Genomic DNA, 16,607 nt, shown 5'->3' with positions numbered 1-16,607 from the left:
GGAAAATATTTTATGGAAAAAATTGTAGTTCGAGGTGGCGATAATCGCTTGGTTGGAAGTGTCACCATCGAGGGCGCAAAAAATGCAGTTTTGCCTCTGCTAGCGGCAACTATTTTAGCAAGTGAAGGAAAAACTGTTTTAAAAAATGTTCCAATCTTATCAGATGTCTTTACCATGAATCAAGTGGTTCGTGGATTGCATGCTCAAGTTGACTTTGATCAGGATGCCCATATTGTCGAAGTTGATGCGACTGGAGATATCACAGAAGAAGCTCCCTATAAGTATGTCAGCAAGATGCGTGCTTCAATTGTAGTATTGGGGCCAATCTTGGCTCGTGTGGGACATGCTAAAGTTTCGATGCCAGGTGGCTGTACTATCGGTAGTCGTCCGATAGACCTTCACCTAAAAGGACTCGAAGCAATGGGGGCTGAGATTACTCAGACGGCAGGTTATATTGAAGCTAAGGCGGAACGCTTGCACGGTGCACATATCTACATGGACTTTCCAAGTGTAGGTGCTACTCAAAACTTGATGATGGCAGCAACTCTTGCCAACGGCGTAACTGTCATTGAAAATGCTGCGCGTGAACCTGAGATTGTCGACTTGGCTGTTCTCCTAAATAAAATGGGTGCCAAAGTCAAGGGGGCAGGAACAGAAACTATTACCGTTACTGGTGTTGAGCAACTACACGGTGCAACCCACAATGTTGTGCAAGACCGTATTGAAGCAGGGACCTTCATGGTAGCAGCTGCCATTACAGGTGGAGATGTCTTGATTCTGGATGCTATCTGGGAACACAATCGCCCCTTGATTGCTAAATTACAGGAAATGGGTGTTGAAGTCATTGATGAGGACGAAGGAATTCGTATTCGTTCTCAACGTGGAAAATTAAAGGCTGTTCACGTTAAGACACTTCCACATCCAGGATTTCCGACAGATATGCAAGCGCAGTTCACTGCTCTAATGACCGTTGCTCAAGGTGAGTCAACTATGGTAGAAACTGTATTTGAGAATCGTTTTCAACATTTAGAGGAAATGCGTCGTATGGGTTTGCACTCTGAAATCATCCGTGATACAGCCCGTATTATCGGCGGACAGCGACTCCAAGGTGCAGAAGTTCTATCGACAGACTTACGTGCCAGTGCAGCCTTGATTTTGACAGGCTTGGTAGCTGAAGGCGAAACAGTTGTAGGAAAGCTTGTCCATTTAGATAGAGGTTACTACCGTTTTCATGAAAAATTAGCCCAGTTAGGAGCTAAGATTGAACGGGTAAGTGTGGAAGCTGATGAAGATGAATAAACAATCCAAATATGTCTTACGTCGCTTTATCCTAGTAATTGTAGTATTACTACTAGGAGTCTTAGCTCTTGCTATTGGTTTGATGATTGGCTATGGCATACTAGGAAAAGGGGAAGACCCTTGGGCTATTTTGGCGCCAGCAAAATGGCAAGAACTCATCACAAAATTTACAGGAAAATAGGCTGGGAGACCAGTCTTTTTCTAGGAAGTGAATGTAATACTCAATGAAAATCAAAGAGCAAACTAGGAAGCTAGCCGCAGGCTGCTCAAAACACAGTTTTGAGGTTGTGGATAGAACTGACGAAGTCAGCTCAAAGCACTGCTTTGAGGTTGCAGATGGACGCTGACGTGGTTTGAAGAGATTTTCGAAGAGTATAAGGAGAAAATATGAATAAAAAAACTAGACAGACTCTAGTAGGTCTCTTGCTTTTTCTGCTCTTGTCAGCAGGAAGTTATTATATCAAGGAGATGCAAGCTTCCAACTCTGCCCCTCAGACGCAAGTAAAGCAGAAGTCGCAAGCATCGGATGCTCCAAGTCAAGAATTAGCTGAAAGTGTCCTGACAGATTCTATCAAAAAACAAATTAAGGGTTCTCTTGAATGGAATGGAGCGGGAGCCTTTATCGTCAATGGGAATAAGACTAATCTAGACGCAAAGGTTTCAGGTAAACCCTATGCCGATAACAAGACAAAAACTGTAGGTGGGGAGACGGTTCCAACTGTCGCTAACGCCCTCATGTCAAAAGCGACAAGACAGTACAAAGATCGTGAAGAGACTGGGAATGGTTCAACATCTTGGACGCCTGCGGGTTGGCATCAGGTTAAGAATCTAAAGGGAAGTTACAACCATGCGGTCGATAGAGGGCATTTGTTGGGCTATGCCTTAATCGGTGGGTTAGATGGCTTTGATGCTTCTACTAGCAATCCTAAAAACATTGCCGTACAGACAGCTTGGGCCAACCAAGCGCGTGCAGAAGATTCTACAGGCCAAAACTATTATGAAAGTCTGGTTCGAAAAGCTCTAGATCAAAACAAACGAGTGCGTTACCGCGTAACATTACTCTATGCTACTGAGCAAGATTTGGTGCCGTCAGCTTCTCATATTGAAGCCAAGTCCTCTGATGGGGAGTTGGAGTTTAATGTCGTTATTCCAAATGTCCAAAAGGGAATTCAGTTAGATTACCGAACAGGTGAGGTCACAGTCACAAAAAATAGCTAATTGATCAAGAGGTTGAGGAAAAATCCCAACCTCGTTTTTTATTAGTCATGAACTGTAGAAACGATTGCTTGTTTTTTGCTCTTCTGATTTTAAAGAGCCTTTTTGAAGATTCACAAGGCTTGAGCTAGGGTGTCAGGACTTGGATTGCAGCTCTCTATTCAGCGCCCCTTTATCATAGAAATTGAAAATTAATGTGTAAAAATTGGAAAATATGGTATAATGGTTTCAATTATACTTTTTAGGAGAAGGAAAATGGAAGACCCGAGCAGTCAGGATTTGTTACTGCAATTTGTTTTATTAGTTGTTTTGACCTTTTTAAATGCCTTTTTCTCTGCAACAGAAATGGCCATGGTTTCACTTAGTCGTTCACGTGTTGAGCAAAAAGCTGAAGAGGGAGATAAACGCTATATCCGTTTGCTAAAGGTGCTTGAAAACCCTAATCACTTTTTATCAACCATTCAAGTTGGTATCACCTTAATTACGATCTTGTCAGGGGCTAAACTAGCAGATTCACTTGGAGAGTTGATCGCCTCTTGGATGGGAAATAGCGAAACTGCCTATGCGGTAGCTAGCTTCTTATCATTAGCTTTCTTGACCTATATTTCTATTGTTTTTGGTGAGCTTTATCCTAAGCGAATTGCTCTAAATCTTAAGGATGCCTTGGCTATCCGAACAGTACCGTTTATTATTGGACTTGGTAAGATTGTGAGTCCCTTCGTTTGGATGCTCTCAGCATCAACTAATCTCTTGAGTCAATTGACACCGATGACATTTGACGATGCAGATGAAAAAATGACTCGTGATGAGATTGAGTACATGTTGTCTAAGAGTGAAGAAACCTTGGATGCTGATGAAATTGAAATGTTACAAGGGATTTTCTCGCTAGACGAGCTCATGGCACGTGAAGTCATGGTTCCCCGAACAGATGCCTTTATGGTAGATATTCAGGATGATACTCAAACCATTATCCAAAGTATCTTGAAACAGAACTTTTCTCGTATTCCTGTTTATGATGGAGACAAGGATAATGTCATTGGTTTGGTTCACACCAAGAGCCTCCTTAAAGAAGCCTTTGTCAGTGGGTTTGACAATATCGTCTGGAAGCGAATTTTGCAAGATCCACTCTTTGTACCTGAAACGATTTTTGTGGATGATTTATTAAAAGAGTTCAGAAACACTCAAAGACAGATGGCAATCCTTTTGGATGAGTATGGTGGTATGGCTGGTCTAGTTACACTAGAAGATCTCCTTGAGGAGATTGTCGGAGAGATTGACGACGAAACTGACCGTGCTGAGGTTTATGTTCACACTATTGGTGAGAATACCTACATTGTTCAAGGTACGATGAACTTGAACGACTTCAATAGTTATTTCGATGTTGAACTTGAAAGTGATGATGTAGATACAATCGCTGGTTATTATTTGACGGGTGTCGGGACTATTCCAACAACTGAAAAACTTAGCTATGAATTGGAAAGTACCAACAAACATATTACATTGACTAATGACAAAGTCAAAAATGGACGTGTAACCAAGCTTAAGGTTCAAATCCAAGCACTCGAATCAGAAGAAGAAACAGAATAAAACAAAAGCTTTATCAGAGTAGAACTGATAAAGCTTTTTTAGTAGTAAAAAAGAAAAGACTCCTGTAGGAGCCTTGGATAATATAGAGGCGGTAGACGGATTTGAACCGACGATCAAGCTTTTGCAGAGCCGTGCCTTACCACTTGGCTATACCGCCTTAACTTTTATTATTATACCTTTTAAATTAAATCTCGTCAATAGTTTCTTTTCTGAAAATGTAAGTTTTCCTGCTTATCAGATGGTATGCGACAAAATATTCTGAAAATTCGTTTACTTTTGAAAGGGATTATGGTATAATCAACAGTATCTCATTAATTTTAATAGAGGAGTTAACTAAACATGAAAAAAAGTCGGATTTTTGCGGTAGCAGGGGTTGCCCTACTTGCAACAGGTGTTCTCGCAGCTTGTGGCTCTTCAAAATCATCAAATGCTGAAGCGCCAAAAGCATATGGTTATGTATACACTGCTGATCCAGAAACATTGGACTACCTTACCTCTGGGAAACAAAGTACAAAAGTTGTCACTTCAAATGGTATTGATGGACTCTTTACAAATGACCAATATGGCAACTTGACTCCAGCAGTCGCTGAAGACTGGTCAGTGTCTCAAGATGGATTGACATACACTTATAAAATTCGTAAAGGTGTAAAATGGCTCACAGCTGATGGTGAAGAATATGCAGAAGTAACTGCTAATGACTTTGTTACAGGTTTGAAACACGCAGCTGATAAGAAATCAGAAGCATTGTATCTTGCTCAAGATTCTGTAAAAGGTTTGGCAGATTATGTGGCTGGGAACTCAACTGACTTTTCAACTGTTGGTGTAAAAGCTGTTGATGACTACACTCTTCAATACACTTTGAACAAACCAGAGCCATATTGGAATTCTAAAATGTCTTACGCAATCTTCTGGCCTTTGAATGCAGAGTTTGAAAAATCAAAAGGTTCAGACTTTGGTAAGTCAACAGATCCAACATCATTGCTTTACAATGGTCCTTTCTTGCTTAAAGGATTAACTGCTAAGTCTTCTGTTGAGTTTGTGAAGAATGAGCAATATTGGGATAAAGATAATGTTCACTTAGACACTGTGACGCTTGCATTCTATGATGGTTCAGATCAAGAATCAATCGAACGTAACTTTACAAGTGGTGCATACAGCTACGCCCGTCTCTTCCCAACAAGTTCAAATTATTCTAAAATCGCAGAAACATACAAAGACAATATTTACTATACTCCACAAGGAGCCGGTATTGCTGGTTTGGGTGTTAATATTGACCGTCAAAGCTATAAATATACATCAAAAACAACTGATGAAGAAAAGACTTCTACTAAGAAAGCACTTCTTAACAAAGACTTCCGTCAAGCTTTGAACTTTGCATTTGACCGTACATCATACTCTGCTCAGCTGAATGGTGAAGATGGAGCAGCCCTTGCTGTTCGTAACCTATTTGTAAAACCAGACTTTGTTTCTGCAGGTGAGAAAACATTTGGTGACTTGGTTACTGAGAAAGTTGTTTCTTATGGTGATGAGTGGAAAGATGTAAACTTTGCAGATGGTCAAGATGGTCTTTATAATGCTGATAAAGCAAAAGCAGAATTAGCTAAAGCTAAGAAGACTTTGGAAGCAGATGGCGTGAAATTCCCAATTCACTTGGATATTCCAGTTGACCAAACTGCTAAGAGCTACATTGCTCGTATTCAGTCCTTCAAACAATCTGTTGAAAAAGTTCTTGGTGAAGAAAATGTAGTCATCGATATCCAACAAGTAACAAAAGATGAATTATTTAACATCACTTACTATGCTCCAAATGCAGCAGCTGAGGATTGGGATCTTTCAGGTGCCGTTGGATGGAACCCAGACTATCAAGACCCATCAACTTACCTTGATATCTTGCAAACAAGTAACAGCGAGCAAACAAAGACTTACATGGGTTATGACAATCCATCAAATCCAGCAGTTACCCAAGTTGGTTTGAAAGACTACGACAAGTTGCTTGAAGAAGCTGGTAATGAAACAAGTGACCTTAACAAACGTTATGAGAAATATGCAGCAGCTCAAGCTTGGTTGACAGATAGCTCACTCTTCCTTCCAGCTATGTCATCTTCAGGAGCAGCACCAGTTATTTCTCGTGTAGTACCATTCTCAGCCTCTTACACTCAATCTGGTGATAAAAGTTCAGATGTATACTTCAAGTACCTTAAATTGCAAGCTAACACTGTAACAACCAAAGAGTACAAAGAAGCTCGTGAAAAATGGCTCAAAGAAAAAGCTGAATCAAACGAAAAAGCTCAAAAAGAGTTAGCGAGTCATGTGAAATAAATAATGCTCATCAGAACTTTCTCTCCTAAAGGAGAAGGTTCTTTTGGGATTTAAAAGGAAATAATATGAAAAAATATGTTTTTATGCGTATCTTGCGGTCGTTGGTTTCTATTTTCTTAGTAACGACCTTGATTTACACAATCATCTATACGATGGTTCCACGGAAGTTGATCTTCAAACAAGATACTAACTACAATAAAATTGCAACCACAGCTGATAAACGTGATAACTATGAAAATACCGTCTTTGAACGTATGGGTTATATCGAATATTACGATACGAAAGAGTTGCAGGAAAAAGCTAGTAGCATTGACTCTTCTGTTACAGTAGATGCAAATGATACAAATAAAGCAATCTATGAAAAATATATCCAACAACTTGGGAATGGTTGGACTCTAGGTGAGTTTACAGAGAGTGGACAATTCTACGCTACACGTGAAATTCCTATTTTTGAGCGTGTGTTCAAATTCTATGCAAACTTGCTTGATATTGACCATACAAACAAGATCCAAGACCCTGAGAATCCTAACTTAGAGCGTTATTTGCGCTTTGAGAATGACCCTGCTATCGGTTGGTCTCTTGTGGGTTCAGGTACTAAACACAAATACCTCTTGTACTTCAATAGTCAGTTCCCATTTGTTCACCAAAACTTTGTCAACTTGAACCTAGGAGATTCTTATCCAACTTATGCCAATACTCCTGTTCTTCAAGTTATTACACAAGGACAAGGACAAACGAAGACTTCTGAAGTTCAATTCCCAACTGGTAAGAAAACATCATCAGTTAACATTTACTCAAGAACTTATAAATCTCCGAGTCAAGCTGATGCTCGTGAAGTAGCCAACTACGGTAAAGATGATCCATATACAGCTACTGAAAGCAACTATCAGTACCCATCTATGATTGCAAGTTCTGCTATCACTGGTTTGATTGGTCTTGCGATTTCATATGCGATTGCGATTCCTCTTGGTTCAGCAATGGCTCGTTTCAAAAACACTTGGATCGATAGTTTCGCAACAGGGACTCTAACGTTCTTGTTGGCTCTTCCAACGATTGCCCTAGTTTATATTATTCGTTTGATTGGTTCTTCAATCGGCTTCCCAGACTCATTCCCAATCTTGGGTGCTGGTGATTGGCGTTCTTATGTCCTTCCTGCAGTGATTCTGGGCTTGCTAGGAGCACCTACTATGGCAATTTGGATTCGCCGTTATATGATTGACTTGCAATCACAAGATTTCGTTCGTTTTGCTCGTGCTAAAGGTTTGTCTGAGAAAGAGATTTCTGATAAGCACATCTTTAAAAATGCTATGGTGCCACTCGTTTCTGGTATCCCAGGCTCAATTATTGGTGTTATTGGTGGAGCAACTCTTACTGAAACAGTCTTCGCCTTCCCAGGTATGGGTAAAATGTTGATCGACTCTGTAAAAGCTTCAAACAATAATATGGTAGTTGGTCTTGTCTTTATCTTCACTTGTGTTTCAATCTTCTCAAACCTTATCGGAGATATTTGGATGACCATTATTGACCCACGTATTAAATTGACAGAGAAAGGAGGCAAATAATGTCTACAATTAGTAATGAAAAATTTCAGTTTGTAAAACGTGATGATTATGCCTCTGAAGCAATTGATGCTCCTGCCTATTCATACTGGGGTTCTGTTTTTAGACAGTTTTTGAAGAAAAAATCAACAGTAATCATGCTAGGTATCTTGATTGCGATTGTTTTGATGAGTTTCATTTATCCAATGTTCTCTGATTTTGACTTCAATGATGTAAGTAAGGTAAATGATTTTAGCGCTCGTTACATTAAGCCAAATGCTGAGCATTGGTTCGGAACAGACAGTAATGGTAAATCTCTCTTTGATGGTGTCTGGTTTGGAGCTCGTAACTCTATCTTGATTTCTGTCATTGCGACCTTTGTCAACCTTTTTATCGGTGTTGTTATTGGTGGAATTTGGGGGATCTCAAAATCAGTTGACCGCATCATGATGGAAGTCTACAACGTTATCAACAATATTCCATCACTTTTGATCGTTATTGTTTTGACTTACTCTATCGGTGCAGGTTTCTGGAATTTGATCTTTGCCATGAGTGTAACCACTTGGATTAGTGTTGCCCATTCAATTCGTATCCAAATGTTACGTTACCGTGATTTAGAGTACAACCTTGCTTCACGTACTTTGGGAACACCAAGCTACAAAATTATTATGAAAAACATTATGCCCCAATTGGTATCTGTTATTGTTACGAGTACGTCGCAAATGCTTCCATCTTTTATCTCATATGAAGCTTTCCTTTCATTCTTTGGTCTAGGATTGCCGATTACAGTTCCTAGTTTGGGACGCTTGATTTCAGATTATTCTCAGAACGTAACAACCAATGCATACCTCTTCTGGATTCCATTGACAACTTTGGTCTTGGTATCCTTGTCCCTTTTCGTAGTAGGTCAAAACCTAGCAGATGCTAGTGATCCACGTACACATAGATAGGAGTAGAAATGACAAAAGAAAAAAATGTAATTTTGACTGCTCAAGATATTGTCGTGGAATTTGATGTTCGTGACAAGATTTTGACAGCTATTCGAGGTGTCTCCATCGATTTGATTGAGGGAGAGGTCCTCGCGTTAGTTGGGGAGTCAGGTTCAGGTAAATCAGTTTTGACAAAAACATTCACAGGAATGTTGGAAGAAAATGGTCGTATTGCACAAGGTAGTATTAATTACCGTGGACAAGATTTGACAACCTTATCTTCTCATAAAGAATGGGAAAGTATTCGTGGTGCCAAGATTGCAACTATCTTCCAAGATCCGATGACCAGTCTAGACCCTATCAAGACAATCGGAAGTCAAATCACAGAAGTTATTGTTAAACACCAAGGTAAGACTGCTCAAGAAGCTAAAGAGATGGCTATTGACTATATGAATAAAGTTGGTATTCCAGATTCTGAGAAACGTTTTGACGAGTATCCTTTCCAATATTCTGGGGGAATGCGTCAACGTATTGTTATCGCGATTGCTCTTGCTTGTCGTCCAGACATTCTTATCTGTGATGAGCCGACAACAGCTCTTGACGTGACCATTCAGGCACAGATTATTGATTTGTTGAAGTCACTTCAACACGAATACCACTTTACAACAATCTTTATCACCCACGACCTAGGTGTCGTAGCAAGTATCGCTGATAAAGTAGCGGTTATGTATGCTGGTGAAATCGTTGAGTATGGTACTGTTGAAGAAATCTTCTACGACCCACGTCATCCATATACATGGAGCCTCTTGTCAAGCTTGCCTCAACTTGCGGATGACAAAGGTGAATTATACTCAATCCCTGGAACACCTCCATCGCTTTATACTGAATTGAAGGGAGATGCTTTTGCTCTTCGTTCAGATTATGCTATGAAGATTGACTTCGAGGAAAAAGCACCTCAGTTTGCAGTATCTGATACTCATTGGGCTAAGACATGGTTGCTTCATGAACAAGCTCCAAAAGTTGAAAAACCATCGGTGATTGCAGATTTACACGACAAGATTCGTGAAAAGATGGGCTTTACACATCTTGAGGACTAGGAGGAAGGAAATGTCTGAAAAATTAGTAGAAATTAAAGACTTAGAAATTTCCTTCGGTGAAGGAAGCAAAAAGTTTGTCGCTGTTAAAAATGCGAACTTCTTTATCAACAAAGGAGAAACTTTCTCACTTGTTGGAGAGTCTGGTAGTGGTAAGACAACAATTGGTCGTGCTATTATCGGTCTTAATGATACCAGCAAAGGTGATATTATCTTTGAAGGTCAAAAAATTAATGGTAAAAAATCACGTGAACAAGCTTCGGAATTAATCCGTCGTATCCAAATGATTTTCCAAGACCCTGCTGCAAGTTTGAATGAACGTGCAACGGTTGACTATATCATTTCTGAAGGTCTTTATAACCACCATTTATTTAAAGATGAAGAAGAAAGAAAAGAAAAAGTTCAAAATATCATTCGTGAAGTGGGACTTTTGGCTGAACACTTGACACGTTACCCACATGAGTTTTCAGGTGGACAACGTCAACGTATCGGGATTGCCCGTGCCTTGGTTATGCAACCTGACTTCGTTATTGCGGATGAGCCGATTTCAGCCTTGGACGTTTCAGTACGTGCCCAAGTTTTGAACTTGCTCAAGAAATTCCAAAAGGAATTAGGCTTGACTTATCTCTTTATCGCCCACGATTTGTCAGTGGTTCGTTTCATCTCTGATCGTATCGCGGTAATTTATAAGGGTGTTATTGTTGAAGTGGCTGAAACTGAAGAATTGTTTAATAATCCAGTTCATCCATATACGCAAGCACTTCTATCAGCTGTTCCTATTCCAGACCCAATCTTGGAACGTAAAAAAGTTTTGAAAGTCTATGATCCAGATCAACATGACTATGAAACTGATAAGCCTTCTATGGTAGAAATTCGTCCAGGTCACTATGTTTGGGCAAACCAAGCAGAGTTGGAACGCTATAAAAAAGATTTGAAATAAGAAAGAGTTTTGTAATCTTGGTAGAACAATTCTATTAAGGTTATGAAGCTTTTTTTGTAAAAAAACTAGTTTAAAGATAGACAACTATAGTGTACTGTTCTAGATTCAATCTACTATATATACCCGAGAACATGCTAATACTCAATGAAAATCAAAGAGCAAACTAGGAAGCCAGCCGCAGGTTGCTCAAAGCACGGCTTTGAGGTTGCAGATAAAGCTGACGTAATTTGAAGAGATTTTCGAAGAGTATAAGACTAGTCTTCAATGACAATTGGATGAGAGACCAAAGAAGCTGTTTTCTTTGAAAGTGTATTGAATCAATACAAAATGGAATGGATAAAACTACTTTCAGATAAGCTTTTATGAATCTTCAAAATTAAAATCACTTTCTATTTAAAATATCAGTCTTGCATTGCTTTCCTTTATGTGCTAGAGTTATGGTAACGGTTACAAAATTAAGGAGGGTTTTATGAGAAATCCAGCATTGATTGAAGAAATGAAAACTTACAGAGGGAGAGATGAGGTTCCACAAGATTTTGATGCTTTTTGGGATGGTGAAATTGAGAAATTGTCAGTGTTACCAGACTATCAATTAGAGGAACGTGATTTTCGTATTCCAAATGTGAAGTGTTATGAACTCACCTTTAAGGGCACTCGGGAAGGCCTTGTTTATGCACGCGTGGTCTTACCAAAATCTGAACATAAAGTACCAGTTATTTTTCACTTCCATGGCTATATGGGACGTTGTTGGGATTGGACAGATATGTTAGCCTTTACAGTCGCTGGTTATGGTGTCGTATCTATGGATGTCCGTGGTCAGTCTGGTTATTCGCAAGATGGCTTGCGCTCGCCACTCGGCAATACAGTTAAGGGCCAAATCATTCGTGGTGCAGTAGAAGGAAAAGAGCAACTCTTCTATAAAGATGTTTATCTTGATATTTATCAATTAGTTGAGATTGTAGCTAGCTTCCCACAAGTGGATGAGGGGCAATTAGCAAGCTATGGAGCTTCTCAAGGAGGGGCACTAGCTCTAGTGGCTGCGGGGTTAAATCCACGTATCAAGCGTACAGTTGCTATTTATCCATTCTTATCAGACTTTAGACGAGTATTAGAGATTGGGAATACCAGCGAAGCCTATGATGAACTCTTTCGTTACTTTAAGTTCCATGATCCATTCCATGAGACAGAAGAGCAGATTATGGAGACGCTCGCTTATATCGATGTAAAAAATCTTGCCCATCGCATTAAGGGGGAAGTTCGAATGATTACTGGGCTTGATGATGATGTCTGCTATCCAATCACCCAGTTTGCTATTTACAACCGTCTGACTTGTGAAAAGAGTTATCGTATCATGCCTGAATACGCTCATGAGGCCATGAATGTTCATGTCAATGATCAAGTTTACAATTGGTTGTGTGGTAGTGAGATTCCTTTTACCTATCTTGGTCACTAAAAATTGAAAAAAAGCTCTGTAGTTTCGAATGAACTACAGTCTTTTCTTTATGTGACTCAGATAATGAGAAAGTAGTTTCAGGTAGTTTGAAACTTCTAAATATCTTTGAAAGTAGAATCTATTATGGATTATAAAGTCTAAAATTTAGAATATTTATTATATAATATGGTTAAGATAAAAAGTGAAAGGAGTATAGCTAGTTGCGAATCTTTTAACTTGGAATTTATAAAAGAGCAACAGCATTTCATTTACAAAGAATGGCAATTCCATTCAATAATACAGTTTCTTATTTGCAGCTAGTCTGAAAGGCTAAAAATTTTAAGCAAAAAAGAAAGCGCTTTATTTTTTAAAATAACGGAAGAGAACACATGAAACAGAGACATTTTGATAGAAAACAGCGATATGGAATTCGGAAATTTGCAGTTGGAGCAGCTTCAGTAGTGATTGGAGCGGTTGTTTTTGGTGCTGCCCCTGCTTTGGCTCAAGAGGTACCATCAGCGAATGGTGAAACAGCGGGGCAATCTTTGCCAGAATTGCCTAAGGAAGTAGAGACAGGAAGTCTAGCTAATTTAGATAAGGAGCTTGCAGGTCAAGTAACCACAGTAAATAATAGTGGAACAGAAGTGAGCCGTGAAGAGTTGCAAGCAAACCCAGGCTCTGAAAAACCAACAGAAACAGAAGCATCAAACGAAACTCCAGCTACAGAGAGTGAAGACGAAGAAGAAGTTGGAAACATTCCCCGTGACTTTTATGCCAGAGAGTTGGAAAATGCCAATACTGTTATAGAGAAGGAAGATGTTGAAACCAATCCTTCAAACGGTCAAAGAGTTGACATGAAGGAGGAGCTCGACAAGCTTAAAAAACTTCAAAATGCGACCATTCATATGGAGTTTAAGCCAGATGCATCTGCTCCACGTTTTTACAACCTTTTCTCAGTTTCTAGTGATACCAAAGTAAATGAGTATTTCACTATGGCCATCCTTGATAACACAGCTATCGTTGAAGGTCGTGATGCAAATGGAAACCAATTCTATGGTGATTATAAAACTGCTCCTTTGAAAATTAAGCCAGGTGAGTGGAACTCTGTAACCTTTACAGTTGAAAGACCAAATGCAGACCAACCAAAAGGTCAGGTTCGCGTCTATGTAAATGGTGTATTGTCGCGAACAAGTCCTCAGTCTGGTCGCTTCATCCAAGACATGCCAGATGTCAACCATGTACAAATCGGTACAACAAAACGTACAGGCAAAAACTTCTGGGGTGCTAATCTAAAAGTCCGTAATCTAACGGTTTATGATCGTACTCTTTCTCCAGAAGAAGTTAAAAAACGTAGCCAACTTTTTGAAAGAGGAGAGTTGGAGAAGAAACTTCCTGAAGGAGCAGAAGTTACTGATAAACTGGATGTTTTTGAAGGTGGTGAGAACCGCAAGCCAAATAAAGATGGTATCGCAAGCTACCGCATTCCAGCTCTGCTGAAAACTGATAAGGGAACCTTGATTGCTGGAGCAGACGAGAGACGTTTGCATCACTCTGACTGGGGCGACATCGGTATGGTTGTTCGTCGTAGTGATGATAAGGGCAAAACGTGGGGAGATAGAATTGTCATCTCAAATCCTCGTGATAATGAGAATGCCAGAAGAGCTCATGCGGGATCACCAGTCAACATTGACATGGCCCTAGTCCAAGATCCGAAAACTAAGAGAATCTTCTCTATTTTTGATATGTTCGTAGAAGGTGAAGCTGTCAGAGATTTACCAGGAAAAGCACCACAAGCCTATGAGCAAATTGGAGATAAGGTTTATCAGGTTCTATACAAAAAAGGTGAAGCAGGACGATATACAATCCGTGAAAATGGTGAAGTCTTTGATCCTGAAAATAGAAAGACAGAATACCGTGTTGTAGTTGATCCTAAGAAACCAGCCTATAGTGATAAGGGTGATTTGTATAAAGGTGAAGAACTGATTGGTAATGTCTACTTCGATTATAGCGACAAGAATATCTTTAGAGTTTCAAACACCAACTATCTCTGGATGTCTTATAGCGATGACGATGGAAAAACTTGGTCTGCACCAAAAGATATTACATACGGTATTCGTAAGGATTGGATGCATTTCTTAGGAACAGGTCCTGGTACAGGTATTGCCTTACATTCAGGACCTCATAAAGGGCGTCTGGTTATTCCTGCCTACACAACAAATAACGTATCCTACCTAAGTGGATCCCAGTCTTCACGCGTCATTTACTCAGATGACCATGGTGAAACTTGGCACGCTGGTGAAGCGGTCAATGATAACCGCCCAGTAGGCAACCAAACAATTCACTCTTCAACTATGAATAATCCAGGTGCTCAAAATACTGAGTCAACTGTTGTGCAGTTGAATAATGGAGATCTCAAACTCTTCATGCGTGGATTGACAGGGGATTTGCAAGTTGCAACGAGTAAAGACGGTGGAGCAACTTGGGAAAAAGATGTAAAACGCTATTCAGATGTCAAAGATGTCTACGTTCAAATGTCTGCCATTCATACCGTACAAGATGGTAAGGAATATATCATCCTCAGTAATGCAGGTGGGCCAGGACGTTACAATGGTTTGGTACACTTAGCACGTGTGGAAGCTAATGGAGACCTAACTTGGCTAAAACATAATCCAATTCAAAGTGGTAAATTTGCTTATAACTCATTGCAAGATCTTGGAAATGGCGAATTTGGCTTGCTTTATGAGCATGCGACTGCCACTCAAAATGAATACACCTTGTCTTATAAGAAATTCAACTGGGATTTCTTAAGCAAGGATAGAATTGCTCCAACAAAAGCAACTGTAAAAAATGCTGTGGAGATGAGCAAAAATGTCATTGCTCTAGAATTTGATTCTGAAGTATTGGTGAATCAGCCACCAGTTCTTAAACTGGCAAATGGGAATTTTGCTGCTTTCTTGACGCAATACGATACCAAAACATTGCTATTTGCAGTTAACAAGGAAGATATTGGTCAAGAAATTACAGAAATCATTGATGGTGCAATTGAGAGCATGCATAATTTACCTGTAAGTCTTGAAGGTGCAGGAGTCCCTGGTGGGAAAAATGGTGCAAAAGCGGAAATTCATGAAGTCCCAGAATTTACAGGTGCAGTCAATGGTGAAGGTACAGTTCAGGAGGATCCAGCCTTTGATGGTGGCGTTAACGGAGAGGAAGCATCCGTTCATGATGTGCCAGCCTTTGAAGGTGGTGTGAACGGCGAAGAAGCCGCTGTTCATGAAGTTCCAGAAATAGAGGTTGAAGAAAATCCACCGGGAACTATTCATGAAGTCCCAGAATTCGAAGGTGGAGTCAATGGTGCTGAAGCAGCCATTCATGAGATTCTGGATTTCGAAGGTGGTGTGAACGGTGAGGAAGCCGCGATCCATGAAGTTCCAGAAGGTAGTCTAGTAGAAAGCTCAAAAGGAGAGTCTGCCGTTCATGAAGTTCCAGCCTTTGAAGGTGGAGTCAATGGTGCCGAAGCAGCCGTTCATGATGTGCCAGCCTTTGAAGGTGGTGTGAACGGCGAAGAAGCCGCGGTCCATGAAGTTCCAGAATATATTCCAGTGGAAACTTCAAAAGGGGAAGCTGCAGTTCATGAAATTTCAACCTTTGAAGGTGGTGTCAATGGCGAAGAAGGGGCTAAGGCAGAAAGTCCAGAGTTCGAAGGCAGTGTGAATGGAGTAGAGTCCGCTAAGTTAGAAGTTCCAGAGTTCGAAGGCGGTGTTAATGCAGTAGAAGCAGTCAAGTCAGACACTTCAGAGTTCGAAGGCGGAGTCAATGCAGTAGAAGCAGCCAAGTCAGACACTTCAGAGTTCGAAGGCGGTGTTAATGCAGTAGAAGCAGCCAAGTCAGACACTTCAGAGTTCGAAGGCGGAGTCAATGCAGTAGAAGCAGCTAAGTCAGACACTTCAGAGTTCGAAGGCGGAGTCAATGCAGTAGAAGCAGCTAAGTCAGACACATCAGACTTTGAAGGTGGTGTCAATGGCGAAGAAGGAGCTAAGTCAGAGAGTCCAGAGTTCGAAGGCGGTGTGAACGGAGTAGAGGCTGCTAAGTTAGACACATCAGAGTTCGAAGGCGGAGTCAATGGCGAGGAAGGAGCTAAGTCAGAGAGCCCAGAGTTCGAAGGCGGTGTGAACGGAGTAGAAGCAGCTAAGTCAGACACATCAGACTTTGAAGGTGGTGTCAATGGCGAAGAAGGAGCTAAGTCAGAGAGTC

General features: G+C 40.4%; 11 protein-coding genes and 1 tRNA gene. 11 read left to right on the top strand and 1 reads right to left on the bottom strand.

Annotated features, from left to right (window positions below):
- Positions 1-12 precede the first annotated feature (12 nt).
- The 4 genes from murA to M1R56_RS06505 all read left to right on the top strand — a co-directional run bounded on the left by murA (position 13) and on the right by M1R56_RS06505 (position 4,101).
- Positions 13-1,299 carry a UDP-N-acetylglucosamine 1-carboxyvinyltransferase gene (murA, locus tag M1R56_RS06520; RefSeq protein WP_248035163.1) on the top strand — a complete coding sequence of 429 codons (1,287 nt, stop codon included), beginning with the start codon at positions 13-15 and terminating at the stop codon, positions 1,297-1,299.
- Entirely contained in the window at positions 1,292-1,480 is a 189-nt protein-coding gene (locus tag M1R56_RS06515) for a DNA-directed RNA polymerase subunit beta (protein ID WP_282434683.1), read from the top strand. Before murA ends, M1R56_RS06515 begins: the two co-directional genes overlap by 8 nt.
- A gap of 206 nt (positions 1,481-1,686) precedes the next feature.
- Positions 1,687-2,517 (top strand): DNA/RNA non-specific endonuclease, encoded by an 831-nt coding sequence (locus M1R56_RS06510; RefSeq protein WP_248035159.1) that lies wholly within the window; start codon positions 1,687-1,689, stop codon positions 2,515-2,517.
- Positions 2,518-2,769: 252 nt separating this feature from the next.
- Positions 2,770-4,101 (top strand): hemolysin family protein, encoded by a 1,332-nt coding sequence (locus tag M1R56_RS06505; protein WP_248035156.1) that lies wholly within the window; start codon positions 2,770-2,772, stop codon positions 4,099-4,101.
- Positions 4,102-4,187: 86 nt separating this feature from the next.
- On the opposite strand, the gene M1R56_RS06500 is transcribed toward M1R56_RS06505, so the two are convergent.
- Positions 4,188-4,258, bottom strand: a tRNA-Cys gene (locus tag M1R56_RS06500).
- 182 nt (positions 4,259-4,440) lie between these two features.
- On the opposite strand from M1R56_RS06500, the gene M1R56_RS06495 reads away from it, so the two are divergent.
- The 7 genes from M1R56_RS06495 to M1R56_RS06465 all read left to right on the top strand — a co-directional run.
- Entirely contained in the window at positions 4,441-6,420 is a 1,980-nt protein-coding gene (locus M1R56_RS06495; protein ID WP_248035155.1) for a peptide ABC transporter substrate-binding protein, read from the top strand.
- Positions 6,421-6,485: 65 nt separating this feature from the next.
- Positions 6,486-7,982 carry an ABC transporter permease gene (locus M1R56_RS06490; RefSeq protein ID WP_049502738.1) on the top strand — a complete coding sequence of 499 codons (1,497 nt, stop codon included), beginning with the start codon at positions 6,486-6,488 and terminating at the stop codon, positions 7,980-7,982.
- Positions 7,982-8,908 (top strand): oligopeptide ABC transporter permease OppC, encoded by a 927-nt coding sequence (oppC, locus tag M1R56_RS06485; protein WP_248035153.1) that lies wholly within the window; start codon positions 7,982-7,984, stop codon positions 8,906-8,908. Before M1R56_RS06490 ends, oppC begins: the two co-directional genes overlap by 1 nt.
- Before the next feature lie 8 nt (positions 8,909-8,916).
- Positions 8,917-9,984 carry an ABC transporter ATP-binding protein gene (locus M1R56_RS06480; RefSeq protein WP_248035151.1) on the top strand — a complete coding sequence of 356 codons (1,068 nt, stop codon included), beginning with the start codon at positions 8,917-8,919 and terminating at the stop codon, positions 9,982-9,984.
- A 10-nt stretch (positions 9,985-9,994) separates the two neighbouring features.
- A complete protein-coding gene (locus tag M1R56_RS06475) occupies positions 9,995-10,921 on the top strand; it encodes an ATP-binding cassette domain-containing protein (protein ID WP_001291283.1) in 927 nt (308 codons plus the stop codon).
- 469 nt (positions 10,922-11,390) lie between these two features.
- The gene (locus tag M1R56_RS06470) at positions 11,391-12,374 is read left to right on the top strand and encodes an acetylxylan esterase (protein WP_248035149.1); all 984 of its coding nucleotides are present in this window, start codon (positions 11,391-11,393) and stop codon (positions 12,372-12,374) included.
- 368 nt (positions 12,375-12,742) lie between these two features.
- On the top strand, positions 12,743-16,607 hold a 3,865-nt coding region (locus M1R56_RS06465), incomplete at its 3' end, for an SIALI-17 repeat-containing surface protein (protein ID WP_248035147.1).

This window comes from Streptococcus sp. oral taxon 431 (assembly GCF_023115445.1).
GTDB lineage: Bacteria > Bacillota > Bacilli > Lactobacillales > Streptococcaceae > Streptococcus.
Note: the sequence above shows the minus strand (reverse complement) of the source record. Positions and strands in the feature narration are given on the sequence as shown.

Excerpts from the sequence above, each read along its gene's own strand:
- murA (WP_248035163.1), top strand. The coding sequence starts at position 13 with ATGGAAAAAATTGTAGTTCGAGGTGGCGATAATCGCTTGGTTGGAAGT.
- M1R56_RS06515 (WP_282434683.1), top strand. The coding sequence starts at position 1,292 with ATGAATAAACAATCCAAATATGTCTTACGTCGCTTTATCCTAGTAATT.
- M1R56_RS06510 (WP_248035159.1), top strand. The coding sequence starts at position 1,687 with ATGAATAAAAAAACTAGACAGACTCTAGTAGGTCTCTTGCTTTTTCTG.
- M1R56_RS06505 (WP_248035156.1), top strand. The coding sequence starts at position 2,770 with ATGGAAGACCCGAGCAGTCAGGATTTGTTACTGCAATTTGTTTTATTA.
- M1R56_RS06495 (WP_248035155.1), top strand. The coding sequence starts at position 4,441 with ATGAAAAAAAGTCGGATTTTTGCGGTAGCAGGGGTTGCCCTACTTGCA.
- M1R56_RS06490 (WP_049502738.1), top strand. The coding sequence starts at position 6,486 with ATGAAAAAATATGTTTTTATGCGTATCTTGCGGTCGTTGGTTTCTATT.
- oppC (WP_248035153.1), top strand. The coding sequence starts at position 7,982 with ATGTCTACAATTAGTAATGAAAAATTTCAGTTTGTAAAACGTGATGAT.
- M1R56_RS06480 (WP_248035151.1), top strand. The coding sequence starts at position 8,917 with ATGACAAAAGAAAAAAATGTAATTTTGACTGCTCAAGATATTGTCGTG.
- M1R56_RS06475 (WP_001291283.1), top strand. The coding sequence starts at position 9,995 with ATGTCTGAAAAATTAGTAGAAATTAAAGACTTAGAAATTTCCTTCGGT.
- M1R56_RS06470 (WP_248035149.1), top strand. The coding sequence starts at position 11,391 with ATGAGAAATCCAGCATTGATTGAAGAAATGAAAACTTACAGAGGGAGA.